The sequence below is a fragment of the Carboxydocella sp. ULO1 genome (assembly GCF_002049255.1).
Classification (GTDB): domain Bacteria; phylum Bacillota.
Map to the genome: position 1 here is coordinate 41,038 of NZ_BDLQ01000008.1, position 12,264 is coordinate 53,301.

The following is a 12,264-nucleotide window of genomic DNA, read 5'->3' on the forward strand; positions in this document are numbered from 1 at the left end:
ATCGTATGGAATAAAACCTACTCCTTTCCATATTTTGTTTTTATCTATCGCTCCTTCCGTTACCAGAACATGAACATGCGGATTAAATTTTAAGTCCCTTCCAAAGGTATGTATTGCCCGACTTCATACCCTCTTTTCCTGCCTTTCTCACGATACCAATACTGAATTACTTCTGCTGCTTTATCACTCAGATCTTTTAGCCAATCTCGGTTACGGTAAAACATCACCCTTGATTCTTCTGGAACAGTAAATACCATATGTCTATATCCTATTTCTAATATCCGTTTTGTTTGTTTTTCTACCCACTTTTCTATATAAGCTTTTCCACATCGATTACAAAATCTACTCTTACATGTAAATGCTACTTTCTTTTCCTCGCTCCCGATGCAATTAGTACATATGTATTCTGCATAACCGTACTTTGGGTCCCCGCATTTTATTGCCTTTTCTACCGCTTCAATTACACTCTCCCTCATGTCTTCCGGTATTTTTTCTCTCCGTATATGGAGAAACCGTTCCCAATGTTCTTTAAGTATATCGACTATTTTTATTGATTGTTTATTTTCTTTCTGATGCGCTCTCATATTTCTACCTTAACACCCTAAGTTATCCACATCAAGCCTTAAAGCATAATTTCCTAAACATGAAACAAAGACGCTTTCATATAGAAAGCGTCCAGTGCTCAGCTTTAGTCTTCGAAATCTTCGGCCTCCAGGCTTGCTTCCCAGTATTCCGCTGCCCGGTCGAACTCCTCATCATCTTCGATGTCTACCAGGATATCTTCCCCATCTTCAGTGATTACTTTGAGGATAACAGCTTCTTCTTCATTGTCAACAGCCTGCAGTACAGCATAGCGGTTATCGTCCATTTCAAAGACATCGATAATTTCAAACTGATGCTCATTGCCTTCCTCGTCTTCCAGGATGATCACATCTTCTCTTTCATCTACCATTTTGATTCACCTCTTCTATCAGAATAATTGTATTTTACTCCAGCCGGCAGCTTTTGTCAATTGCGCTGCCTGTCCAGATATCCCTGCAGGATGACAACCGCTGCCAGCTTATCCACCACCTGCTTGCGCCGGGCCCGGCTCACATCGGCAGCCAGCAGGGTCCGTTCCGCCGCTAAAGTGGATAGGCGTTCATCCCAGGTTTCTACCGGTAGCCCCAGCACCTTTTCCAGATTTTCTTTAAACTCCATCACTAATTGTGCCCGCGGACCGTAGGTTCCATTCATATTCCGGGGCAAACCCACCACGATTTTTTCCACTTCCTGCTCCTGGCAGAGCCGGGCCAGTTCCGCCAGATCCTGCTGCAGGCTGGTCCGGCGCAGTACCTTCAACGGCTGGGCCGTCCAGCCCAGCGGGTCACTGAGGGCAATGCCGATAGTCTTGTCCCCTACATCCAATCCCATTATCCGCATATAGCCAGCTCCTCTTAAAAGATTTTCAAACAAAAATCAGGACAAACCGCTGAGCAATAACCGCAGAGCAAACATTTGTTCCGATCAACTTCCACCTTTTCGCCCTGCAGGTACAAAGCCTGTTGCTGACAGCGTTCAACACAGCGTCCACAACCCTGACACCAGTCCTCAATATGCAGGCGGCGGGGCTGGCTGCTGATCCGTGCTGCCGCCTCGTGAGGTGGTGTTTGGCCACTGAAAAAGGCCAGATTATATTCCACTTCTGCCTCACTTTGCATGCCGATGGCTACCGCCGCAATCCCGGGGGTAGACAGAACAAACTGCAGAGCTTCTTCCCGCCGGCTTAACAAATTGCCACCGGCCAGAGGTTTCATGCTGTAAATGCCTTTTCCCGCTGCCGCCGCCCGGGCAATAGCCTCTGCCATGGCCGCAGCATCCCCGTCACCGATGCCAATTCCAGCCAGATTATACAGAGGGTGAATAACTGTCAGCTCAGGAAAAGCCAGAGCCGCTTCCACCCCGGCAATGCGGTGAGTGGACAGGCCTACCTCCCTAATCAGCCCTTTTTCCCGGGCCTCCAGCAGATATTCCACTGCCTCCCAGTGACCTCTGACGGTATGGATGGATTCCTGTTCATGCAGGAGAAAGATATCGATCACATCCCGGTCCAGTTCCCGGCGGGCTTCCTCCAGAGCCGCCGCTGCCCCTTCCCTGGTATAGGCATAGGTTTTGCTGGCAATCACCACGGGCTTATCCCAGCCCCTCAACGCCTGGCGGATATAAGGATAGGTTCGGTATAGCTGGGCGGTATCGATAAAATTAACCCCCAGCTCCAGGGCGTAGCGCAACACCGCCGCACCCCGGTCCAGGGGAAGATTTGCCTGCAAGGGCCCAATGGTAAGAGCCCCGAAACAGAGGCGGGATACTTCAATTCCAGTTTGACCTAACTGCCGGTATTCCACGTCATCCTCCTGTTAGAGCTGATTTAAATAAGTCTTGACAAGTTCTTCCAGCAACTCATCCCGCTCTACCCTTTTGATCAGGGAACGGGCCTGGTTATGGTTGGTAATATAGGCCGGGTCACCGGATAGCAAATAGCCAACCAGTTGATTGATGGGGTTATAGCCCTTTTCTTTCAGAGCCGCATATACCTGTTTCAGGATCTCCCGGGCCTGGTTCTCCTCGCCATCCCGCTGGAACATCATGGTTTCATCATGGATATTATTCATTCTTTTCAGCCTCCCTTGCCGGTTGCCCAGGCTCTCTTACCATAATATTCGCCACAATTGTTTTTTTTCCTCTTTGTGTTGCACAAAATTCCAGCCAGCAGGCATGCAGTTCCTCATCAATGAGATTAAACCAGAGGATGGCTTCTATTTCCCTGTCTCTCACCTGGCGCAACAACTGCCGATAGGAGGAAATGGCCTTTTCTTCCCCCAGTACCGCTCCCCGCAAAACCGTTTCCCAGTTAGCCAGTATCCTGGTCCCGCTGATCAGAGCGGACAGCCCCATGCGGCTGAGCCAGTAACCCCACTGACTTTCCATAAACTCTGGCAACCCCTGGACTTTACCGCCGATGGTTAGCAAGAGACCATTGATATTGCGGACATGCTCTTCTTCAATGGCCGCCAGGCGCAGTAAACCCTGGCGCTGGTGCCTGGTCGGGGCGGCCCTGGCCATCATCTGGTAGAGAGCAACCTGGCCCTGTTCCAGAAAGAGAAATTCATTGAGCTGGTTAATCAGTTCCCTGGTTTTCACCAGTGATACACCACCCCGAAACCGCCCGGAGGCAAGGTCCAGTTGATATTGCCCTGAGGGCAGGCCAGTTCACAGGCTCCACACTCCACACACTGCTCCTGTTCAATCCTGATTCTGTCTCCCTGCCAGTGGAAAACCCCGCTGGGACAGATGAAGGTACAGGGATGTTCCGGACATTTTTTGCGACAAAGAGCAGGATCTTTCAGAGAAATATGTTCTACCGGGGACGGATGAATTTCGGTTTGCATTAAAATACCCCCCAGTTTTTGATCCCGGCATAGAGATCCTTTACCGTTTTGCCCAGTTTCTGATAATTGACAAACATCCTGACAATCCTTTCCTTTTTCTCCTTTTCGGTGATTAATCCCTCGGTAAAAAACTCATAGGCACTCTGATTGGCCAGTCGGCTGATGAGAAAATCGCTGTCGGAATAATGTTCATAATAGCTGAGGGCATCCTTCCCTGCCTTGATGTCCTTCATAAAGAAAGTGTCATTAAGTTTGCGGGCATAGGCTCCCAGCATTTTGGCAGTAAAATCCCCCCGGGCTTTGGCCTGGATAATGGTTTCCGCCGCATACTTGCCGGTAAGCATGGCCAGGTCCGAGCCCCTGCGCCCGGATATCATCACGGCTGCATCCCCCGCTACCAGCAAGCCATCCCGGTATAGTTTTGGTATCCCCTTATATCCGCCTTTGGGAATCAAGTGGGCCTGGTATTCTATGGGTTCAGCCCCTGCCAGCAGCTTTTTCATAATGGGATGCTGCTTGAAGCGGTCCAGCAGCCATCTGGGACTTAGGCCCTTTTTAATCAGGTCATCCAGAAAACCGCCCACTATAATGGCCACCGTGTCCTTCATCGTCCAGATGCCGGCTTTACCAATGGCCCCGCCGGTGGGCCAGCCCAGCAGGCCGATAGTAGCGCCCAGGCCGGCAGGCAGGTTAAAGCGGTCCTCGATTTTTTCCGCCGGCAGGGCCAGCACTTCCCGCACATAAAGGGTAACAGCATGGGGAGGAATCTGGGAACGCAGACCCGCTTTTCTGGTCAGCATTGCCATGACTCCCTCAGCCAGTACTGTCACATCCGCCAGAATGCGCTCCCCACCGTCCACTTCCACCCCGATTACCTGCTTGCCTTTTAAGACCAGATCCCGGGCAGTGGTATTGCAATAAAGCCGGGCCCCCGCTCTGACCGCCTGGTCCGCCAGCCAGCGGTCAAACTGGCTGCGGTGTACACAGAACTTATTGTAGGGCGCACGGCCAAACTTCAGACCGGTAAAACCCACATTAATCGCCGAGTCTTCTTCCATCAACCAGAGCTCATCCTTTACTACCGGCCGCTCTAGCGGAGCTTCCTCCCAGAAAGCCGGTACCAGCAACTCGGTGGGCTGACGATAGATGGTCCCGCCAAAAATATTCTTAGCTCCTGGATACTGCCCCCTTTCCAGAAGACAGACAGAAATTCCGTTACGGGCCAGGGTCAAAGCTGTAGCAGCTCCGGCAGGTCCGGCCCCAACCACTACTGCATCATAATGCTCAGGCATATTTTACCTCCCCTGTTGACAGACTATTGATGAGGTGATGAGCATGGATTTTACCACAACTTCCTGGTTTACCTTTCTGGTTAACCGCTTCAATTTATATTTTTTCCTCCTCAGCCTTTTCTGTGGCCTGGCCCTGCTGCTTCAAGGCCAGTGGTTGCTTCAGCAGGGCCAGATCAGGGAAGCCAAACTCTCCGTATACGGGGGCTGGTTCTATCTGGGTCTGGGTCCCGGTCTGTATCTGGGCTTGCGACTGCTGAAAATGATTTTTTGATTATTCCCGTACCCCGCTACGCCGGATATGGGCTTCCACCCGAACTGTTATCGGCATCTCCGCAAACAGGTGCGGCCATTCTTGCTGCCGGGCCTGCCAGTATTGCGGCCAGCGCCGGTACACCTCATTACATAATTTCAGAGCATCGGTTTCATGCCTTTGCATTTTCTTTGCTGTTGCCAGGCAGGTTTGGCGGATATCTTCAGCCAGTACCTCTTCGATGCGGCGCAGCACCTGTACATCTTCCCCGTGTTTCCGAACATGGGTAATTTCCGCCAGGTCTCCTTCCGTACGAATGCGAAACTCCACTTCTGGCCCTGTTTCCGTCAGCGACACCCGGCGGAAAACGCTGGCATCTGTGATGCGAAAGGAAACCTGATGCTCGGGATGGCCCGGTTCATTAATGGTAACCGTTCCTCCCTCCACCCGTCCCATCAGCCAGGCATAGCCAGCCACCTCCTGGCCATTGAGCCAGTCCACCAGCTTTCCCTCTTTCAATAAAGCAGCCCCTCGCAGGGAAAACTGTTTGCCGGTAGCTATCACCCGGGGAACTACCACACCTTGCTTTTCCAGTAAAGCATGCAACACCTGGCCCACATTTTGCCGGGGTGCCATGGTCAGGGTATAGCGGCGGTTATCCAGGCTCTCGGCAATGGCCAGAGCAGCCGGTTGCTGGGTCTCCATGCGAATTTCCAGCACTTTTCTGGCATCCCCTTTGGCGATGAGCATATCAGTCCCCAGCCTGACCTCGGGATTGCGGGCAAAAAAGTCCAGCAAAGGTCCCACTCCGCTGCGGGCCACCTTTTCCCCGAAAATGATCACTTTCAGATGTTCCAGTGAGGGTGGACGATTGCTGGTATCCACCAGCAGGCTAAAAACCTGTTGCAGACTCTGGCCTGTACCGCTGATATTCAGACCCGGACTGGGTTTGGTTCCTCCCTCGCCACCACCTCCGGCCATGGCTTCGGTAATAGCCCGCTGCATGGTGACCTGAAAAATCTCTTTCTGCTCAACCGTCGGGGGCCGATCAATGGCCAGGCCCAGCACAAATCCCCGTTCCTCGATCTCCCAGCGGTCCCAGCAACCGCTGAGAAAAAGCAATATCCCCAGCGTTCCCAGAATTGCCAGTTTTCTCATGCTCTTTTCCTCCTCTGCCACCAGGCCAGAGGCAGGAGCAGACCCAGGGGATAGAGAAAAACGAAAATCCCGCCTGCATAACTGAGCCAGTGCAGCAAATAGGCCCGTTGCTCGATATTCTCCGGCACCATGGCCAGAAAATAGAGAACCGGCAATTGCAGCCAGGCCATCGGCTGGAGCTGGCGCAGGCCCAGCAACCGATTCAGGGTCTGTAAAGCCAGAAAATAGGTAATGGCTATACTGTTAAAGGAACTGAGGATCCAGAAAATGATGAAGAATAAATCCAGGCGCTCCAGAAAGGCACTGGCCGGTAAAGTGGCCGCCATAGACAGGGATACAATGGGATAGAGCAGAAAATGTATCTCTTCCCGGCCAAAAACGGCCTGAGCTACAATTACCAGTACGGAAATTACCAGCCAGGGCAGCATAATGCCCCCCAGCAGCCATGCTCCCAGCTTCTCCTGGCTTGACCGTTTCACATTGGGAAAGAAGAAATAAAGGACCCCCACGCCGATAAAACTGGTTATCGCCAGGGGCAAACCGCGTACCACCGGCAGCCAGCCCTGTTCCAGCAGGGGCATCAATTCACCGAAGTCAGCATTGTACAAAGAACCCAGGATGATGGTAAGAAAAAAAACCAGTATCAGAGGTACAAACAGCTGGACAATCCGAGCGATACTCTCTGCCCCGCCAGTGATGAGGGGCAGACAGGTGAGCAACATAGCAATCACCACCACATCCAGAGGGGTACGGCTGAGCAAAAAGACCTTGATGACATCACTGAACATCCGGGTATTGATGGCAGTTATCATCAAAGCAAAAAGGGCAAAGAGCCAGCCCATAATCCAGCCCGGAATTTTTCCCAGAATTTCCTGGCCATACTGGATAATATCCTGGTCCGGAAAATAGCGGGCCAGGCGATAGGCTAGCCAGACCAGTAAGGGCAGGAATGCACCACTGCCCAGGACAGTCAGCCAGCCATCCGCTCCGCTCAACCGGGAAATGTCCCGGGGCAGGCTCAAAAACCTCACCCCGAGGATGGTAGCAATCATCAGCATGGCCAGGCCTTTGCCACAAATTTTTTCCTTCTGGCTCATGGTTTGTCCCCCATTCGCACCTCATCTCTGGCATTAAAAGTCGAAGGCCTGAGTTTCATGGCCTGCCAGGGCAAACGGAAAATTACATCCTTCCAATCCCGTAAATTAAACGGCACTGCCGGCTGAATATACACCACTCCAAAGCTCTTCAAGCGGACAAAATGGATATTGAGTAAAATAAAACCCAGAATAACTCCGTACATACCCAGCAAGGCCGCCGCAACCATGAGGGGAAAGCGCATCAGTCTGAGGCCAGCGGCCACATTGTAATGAGGGATAGCAAAGGAAGCGATGGCGGTAATCGCCACAATGATGATCATGATCGGACTGGCAATGCCCGCCTGTACCGCTGCATTACCGATGACCAGACCGCCTACAATGGATATAGTCTGGCCAATGGCCCGGGGTAAGCGGGCCCCCGCTTCCCTTAACAGCTCAAAGGAAATCTCCATCAATGCCGCTTCCACAAAAGCTGGAAAGGGCACCCCGCCCCGGCTGGAAGCAATTGCCATGGCCAGTTTGGTAGGCAGCATCCCCGGATGATAGCTGGTTATGGCAATATAAGCCGCTGGCGTCAGGACAGAAAAGAAAGAAGCGATGAAACGCAGAAATCGAGCAAAAGAGGCTACCTGCCAGCGTTCATAATAATCTTCCGGGGACTGGTACAATACCGGCAGGGTAGCAGGTAACAGCAAAGCAAAAGGGCTATTGTCCACCAGAATGGCAATCCTGCCTTCCAGCAATCCTCCTACCACTTTATCCGGCCGTTCCGTGTGTTGTAACTGGGGAAAAGGCGACCAGAGGTTATCTTCAATGAGCTGTTCCACATAACCTGCTTCAATCAGGGCATCCAGATTGATTTTGTCCAGTCGGCGGTTAACCTCCTCTACCAGCTCCGGAGGAGCCAGATCCTTGATATACATCACTGCTACATCAGTCTGACTGCGTACCCCTAGCTGGCGTAAATCCACCACCAGGCGGTCATCCCGTATCCGCCGCCTCACCAGGGCGATATTGACCATCAGGGTTTCCACAAATCCGTCCCGGGGACCCCGAATCAAGGCCTCAGTAGCTGGTTCAGTGATGCTGCGGGCTGACCAGCCCCGGGTGGAAACAATCAGACAGTGGGAACAATTCTGCAGCAGAACCAGGGTATCCCCGGCCAGCAATGCTGTGACGGCCTTGTTCACATCTTCCTCCCGTTTAACTCCGCCAGCACTGAGTAAATGGTCCATGACTTTTTCCAGCCCAAAGGTGCCGCGAAATTCCCGGCCTGCGGGGTAGTCAGTGGACAGAATTACCAGTGGTTTCAGCACCTGTTCCTGCAAAGTGGTTTTGTCCGTCAGGCCATCCACATAAAGCAGGGCTCCCCTGGCCCCACTGGCCCCAATGGTAAAGTTACGCCAGATTATATCCTTCCCTTCCCCCAGCCGTTCTTTTAGAAGTTGCAAGTTTTTCTCCAGATCGGCACCAAACTTTGCAGCTACCATGTATCCCTCCCCCTTTCCTCTGTTTATGTATTTTGCTACTTTGCGCCAGATAGTATGCAGGCAAAGGAAAAGGGACAGTCCCTCAACTGTCCCCATCTGCTCAGATAACTTCTATTGTCCAACTGGCAGAAAAAAGCTCCTGAACCGGCTTGTAGGCCAGTCAGGAGCCTTTTCCCTATCAGTGAGCTGTCCGCCTAACCGTTGAGCTATCGAGAAAAGCCAGCCACTCCTGAAAAACTTCCTGCCGCCGCCGGTCTTTTTCCCGGCCAATGCATTCCATCAGGAAGTCCAGTTCCCTGTTGTCCAGTTCTTCTAACTGTTTGCGGATGGCTGCTACCCGCTCGCTTTCGTAAACGATTTTCATCTATGCACCTCTCCTCGACCTGACTTGTTACCGCAATATTATTCGTCGAGAAGAGGCAAAATCCTTCAGGTATTTTAAACCAGCTGCTGGCTCAGCTGTTGTTCCACCAGACTGTATACCAGCTGTAAGGCAGCATCAGTTCTGGCGGGATCCTTGCCCCCGGCCTGGGCCATATCCGGCCGGCCCCCGCCACCGCCACCGGCGGCTCTGGCCACTTCCCGGATGATATTGCCGGCATGCAGGCCCCGGCCCAGCAGGTCTCTGGTTACCATGGCGACAAAATTGACCCGTTCCTGGCTGGTTGCTGCCAGTACGACCACACCGCTGCCCAGCTTATCCTTGAGTAAATCTCCCAGATTGCGCAGGGACTCGGCATCAGGTACTGCCACCCGGGCTGCCAGTACCTTGACATCCCGTACCTTGCTGACCTGATTCAGCAAGTCAGCCACTTCCCGTACGGCCAGCTGCTGTTTCAGCTGCTCGACCTCCTTCTCCAGTTCCTTGATCTGAGCCTGAACCTGTTCGGCCCGGCGTACCAGTTCAGCAGGCTGGGTTTTCAGCACTGCTGCTAACTGTTCCAGCTCTTCTTCCTGCTGACGGACCAGAGCCAGTACCCCGGTACCGGTTACCGCCTCAATCCGGCGCAAACCGGCACCAATCCCGCTTTCGGAGATGATTTTGAAGAGCCCGATCTGGGCGGTATTGGTCAGGTGAGTGCCCCCGCACAATTCCAGGGAGTAGTCCCCCATTGCTACCATTCGAACCACATCGCCGTATTTTTCCCCGAAGAGCGCAGTAGCCCCCCGCTCTCTGGCCTCAGCCAGGGAACATTCTTCTGTACTTATGGGCAGAGCCGCCAGGATCTGAGCATTTACCTCATCTTCAATGCGCCGCAGTTCCCCGGCAGTCACAGCCTGCAGATGGTTGAAGTCAAAGCGCAAACGGTCAGGAGCTACCAGAGACCCGGCCTGATTGACATGGTCTCCCAGCACCTGCTTCAGAGCCTTATGCAACAGGTGGGTAGCACTGTGGTTGCGGGCAGTAGCCAGCCGGCTCTCCCGGTCCACCCTGGCCTCTACCAGCATACCTTCCCGAATAACCCCCTCTTCCACTTCCCCGATGTGGACAATCAGGCCATTGACAGACTTCCTGGTGTCAGTGACGCGCACCTTCAGGTCAGGAGCTGTGATCCAGCCCCTGTCCCCTACCTGACCGCCGCTTTCAGCATAAAAGGGGGTTTCATTGAGCACGATCTGCACTTCCTGACCGGAAGCAACGGTCTCTACCTGCTGTTCCTCCACAATGAGAGCCACCACGTTGGCGGTAGCCTCTAAATGCTGATAACCCAGAAAAGGAGTAGCCCCCATTTTATTGCCCAGTTCAGCCCAGAGTTCCTGCACCCTGGTCAAATAAGCCCCCTCTCCCCGGGCAGCGCGGGCCCGTTCCCGCTGTTCTGCCATGGCCCGGGCAAAGCCTTCCTTATCCACTGTCAGTCCATGTTCGGCAGCAGCATCTTCAGTCAAATCCAGGGGGAACCCGTAAGTATCGTAGAGCAGGAAAGCCTGTTGACCGGAAATCTCCCGGCCCCCGGCGGCCTTGATTTCGGCAATCATTTGCTCCACCAGGGCCATGCCTTCATTCAGTGTGACATGGAAACGTTCTTCTTCCAGTTTGATCACCCGGGCGATATAATCGGCCTTTTCCCGCACTTCCGGATAGGCATCCCCCATCTCCCGGGCTACTACCGCCACCAGTTCATACAGGAAAGGACGGTTAATCCCCAGGATCTTGCCGAAGCGTACCGCCCGGCGCAAAATGCGGCGCAGCACATAGCCCCGCCCTTCATTGGAAGGCAATACCCCATCCCCCACCAGGAAGGTACAGGAACGGGCATGGTCAGCGATAACCCGGAAGGGGAAACCCCGTTCATCCCGCTGGTAGGGTTGTCCACACATTTCTTCCACAGCTTTGATATAGGGCAATAAGAGGTCGGTTTCGTAATTGGAACTGACATTCTGAATAACAGAAGTAATCCGCTCCAGACCCATGCCTGTATCAATTGAGGGCCTGGGCAGAGGGGTCATAGTACCATCAGCATCCCGGTTGTATTGCATAAAGACCAGGTTCCAGATTTCCAGCCAGCGGTCACAATCACATTTGCCGATAAAGCATTCCGGGGCATCACAGCGAAACTCTTCCCCGCGGTCAATCAGGATTTCTGAACAGGGACCGCAAGGCCCGGTGTCGCCCATGGCCCAGAAATTGTCCTTTTCCCCCAGCCGGATGATTTTTTCCGGCGGCAAACCGGCGATTTCCTGCCAGAGCTGGAAGGCTTCCTCATCATCCAGATAGATGGTAGCATAGAGGCGCTCTTTGGGTAAACCCAGCTCCTCGGTGAGAAACTCCCAGGCAAAGCGGATGGCATCCCGCTTGAAGTAGTCCCCGAAGGAGAAGTTGCCCAGCATCTCAAAGAAGGTATGATGGCGGGCTGTGCGCCCTACCGTATCCAGGTCATTGTGCTTGCCCCCGGCCCGCACGCACTTCTGAGCGGTAGTAGCCCGCCGATAGGGTCGCTGCTCCAGCCCTAAGAAGACATCTTTAAACTGGTTCATGCCGGCATTGGTAAAGAGCAAGGTGGGGTCATTGTGCGGCACCAGCGACGAGCTGGCAATGCGGGCATGGCCCTGCCGCTCAAAATAGGACAGAAATTTTTCCCGAATCTGGTTTCCTGTCAGCATCTGTGTCTCTCCCTTCCTGACTTGCACTATTAAAAGAAAAAACTCTCACCCCCACAGGGACGAGAGTTCCTCTCGCGGTACCACCCTGGTTACCGGCCCAAACCGGTCACCTCATGGAAAGCCAGGCTTTCCTGGCTGTAACGGGCCCCCCGGGCCCGGTCCTCCCGGGCCGGCTCCGGACTGGCTGTCACCCGCTCACGCCAGAAACCTTGCAGCCTGAGGGTTTCCTCTCTGTTGACGGAGTGATGGGCAACTCGGTCCTTCTTCGCCTTTGCTCTCAGTCATGATGGAATATTGTAGCATAAAGATGGGATAATTGTCAAACTGGTTATCTTGATATGCTTTTTGCGATGTACCCTTTTTCAGAATGAAAATTGCTAAAAATATTATAAATAAATTTTTTTAAACATTATCATTCAGTTGTTTAGCAAGGATAACGGTATCTCT

15 protein-coding genes are annotated in these 12,264 nt (G+C 53.0%); 1 reads left to right on the forward strand and 14 read right to left on the reverse strand.

Annotated features, from left to right (window positions below; all coding sequences use genetic code 11):
- The 9 genes from ULO1_RS15350 to ULO1_RS02010 form a co-directional block, all read right to left on the reverse strand.
- A partial coding sequence (locus ULO1_RS15350) for a transposase (RefSeq protein ID WP_200806919.1) occupies window positions 1-114 on the reverse strand: 114 nt, incomplete at its 3' end.
- A complete protein-coding gene (locus ULO1_RS01975; protein ID WP_079932883.1) occupies window positions 90-584 on the reverse strand; it encodes a transposase zinc-binding domain-containing protein in 495 nt (164 codons plus the stop codon). The genes ULO1_RS01975 and ULO1_RS15350, both read right to left, overlap by 25 nt.
- Before the next feature lie 104 nt (window positions 585-688).
- A complete protein-coding gene (locus ULO1_RS01980; protein WP_078665602.1) occupies window positions 689-952 on the reverse strand; it encodes a DUF1292 domain-containing protein in 264 nt (87 codons plus the stop codon).
- 56 nt (window positions 953-1,008) lie between these two features.
- On the reverse strand, window positions 1,009-1,422 hold the full coding sequence (gene ruvX / locus ULO1_RS01985; RefSeq protein ID WP_078665603.1) for a Holliday junction resolvase RuvX: 414 nt from the start codon (window positions 1,420-1,422) through the stop codon (window positions 1,009-1,011).
- A gap of 14 nt (window positions 1,423-1,436) precedes the next feature.
- The gene (locus tag ULO1_RS01990) at window positions 1,437-2,384 is read right to left on the reverse strand and encodes an aldo/keto reductase (RefSeq protein WP_079932884.1); all 948 of its coding nucleotides are present in this window, start codon (window positions 2,382-2,384) and stop codon (window positions 1,437-1,439) included.
- Between the two features lie 12 nt (window positions 2,385-2,396).
- A complete protein-coding gene (locus ULO1_RS01995) occupies window positions 2,397-2,651 on the reverse strand; it encodes an IreB family regulatory phosphoprotein (RefSeq protein WP_079906105.1) in 255 nt (84 codons plus the stop codon).
- On the reverse strand, window positions 2,644-3,180 hold the full coding sequence (locus ULO1_RS02000) for a ferritin-like domain-containing protein (protein WP_078665606.1): 537 nt from the start codon (window positions 3,178-3,180) through the stop codon (window positions 2,644-2,646). Before ULO1_RS02000 ends, ULO1_RS01995 begins: the two co-directional genes overlap by 8 nt.
- Complete coding sequence (locus tag ULO1_RS02005; protein ID WP_079906104.1) at window positions 3,177-3,428, reverse strand: ferredoxin family protein; 252 nt, start codon at window positions 3,426-3,428, stop codon at window positions 3,177-3,179. Before ULO1_RS02005 ends, ULO1_RS02000 begins: the two co-directional genes overlap by 4 nt.
- Window positions 3,428-4,720: an FAD-dependent oxidoreductase gene (locus ULO1_RS02010; RefSeq protein WP_078665608.1), complete on the reverse strand. Its 1,293-nt coding sequence runs from the start codon at window positions 4,718-4,720 to the stop codon at window positions 3,428-3,430. The genes ULO1_RS02005 and ULO1_RS02010 overlap by 1 nt, the downstream gene beginning before the upstream one ends.
- A gap of 43 nt (window positions 4,721-4,763) precedes the next feature.
- On the opposite strand from ULO1_RS02010, the gene ULO1_RS02015 reads away from it, so the two are divergent.
- Window positions 4,764-4,991: a CLC_0170 family protein gene (locus ULO1_RS02015; protein WP_079906103.1), complete on the forward strand. Its 228-nt coding sequence runs from the start codon at window positions 4,764-4,766 to the stop codon at window positions 4,989-4,991.
- On the opposite strand, the gene ULO1_RS02020 is transcribed toward ULO1_RS02015, so the two are convergent.
- From ULO1_RS02020 to alaS, 5 genes are all read right to left on the reverse strand, one after another.
- The gene (locus ULO1_RS02020) at window positions 4,992-6,128 is read right to left on the reverse strand and encodes a Ger(x)C family spore germination protein (protein WP_079906102.1); all 1,137 of its coding nucleotides are present in this window, start codon (window positions 6,126-6,128) and stop codon (window positions 4,992-4,994) included. It lies immediately after the preceding gene.
- Window positions 6,125-7,225 (reverse strand): endospore germination permease, encoded by a 1,101-nt coding sequence (locus tag ULO1_RS02025; RefSeq protein WP_079932885.1) that lies wholly within the window; start codon window positions 7,223-7,225, stop codon window positions 6,125-6,127. Before ULO1_RS02025 ends, ULO1_RS02020 begins: the two co-directional genes overlap by 4 nt.
- Window positions 7,222-8,715 (reverse strand): spore germination protein, encoded by a 1,494-nt coding sequence (locus tag ULO1_RS02030; protein WP_078665612.1) that lies wholly within the window; start codon window positions 8,713-8,715, stop codon window positions 7,222-7,224. The genes ULO1_RS02025 and ULO1_RS02030 overlap by 4 nt, the downstream gene beginning before the upstream one ends.
- Window positions 8,716-8,893: 178 nt before the next feature.
- Window positions 8,894-9,079 (reverse strand): hypothetical protein, encoded by a 186-nt coding sequence (locus ULO1_RS02035; protein ID WP_079906100.1) that lies wholly within the window; start codon window positions 9,077-9,079, stop codon window positions 8,894-8,896.
- 74 nt (window positions 9,080-9,153) lie between these two features.
- A complete protein-coding gene (alaS, locus tag ULO1_RS02040; protein WP_079906099.1) occupies window positions 9,154-11,817 on the reverse strand; it encodes an alanine--tRNA ligase in 2,664 nt (887 codons plus the stop codon).
- Between the last annotated feature and the right edge of the window lie 447 nt (window positions 11,818-12,264).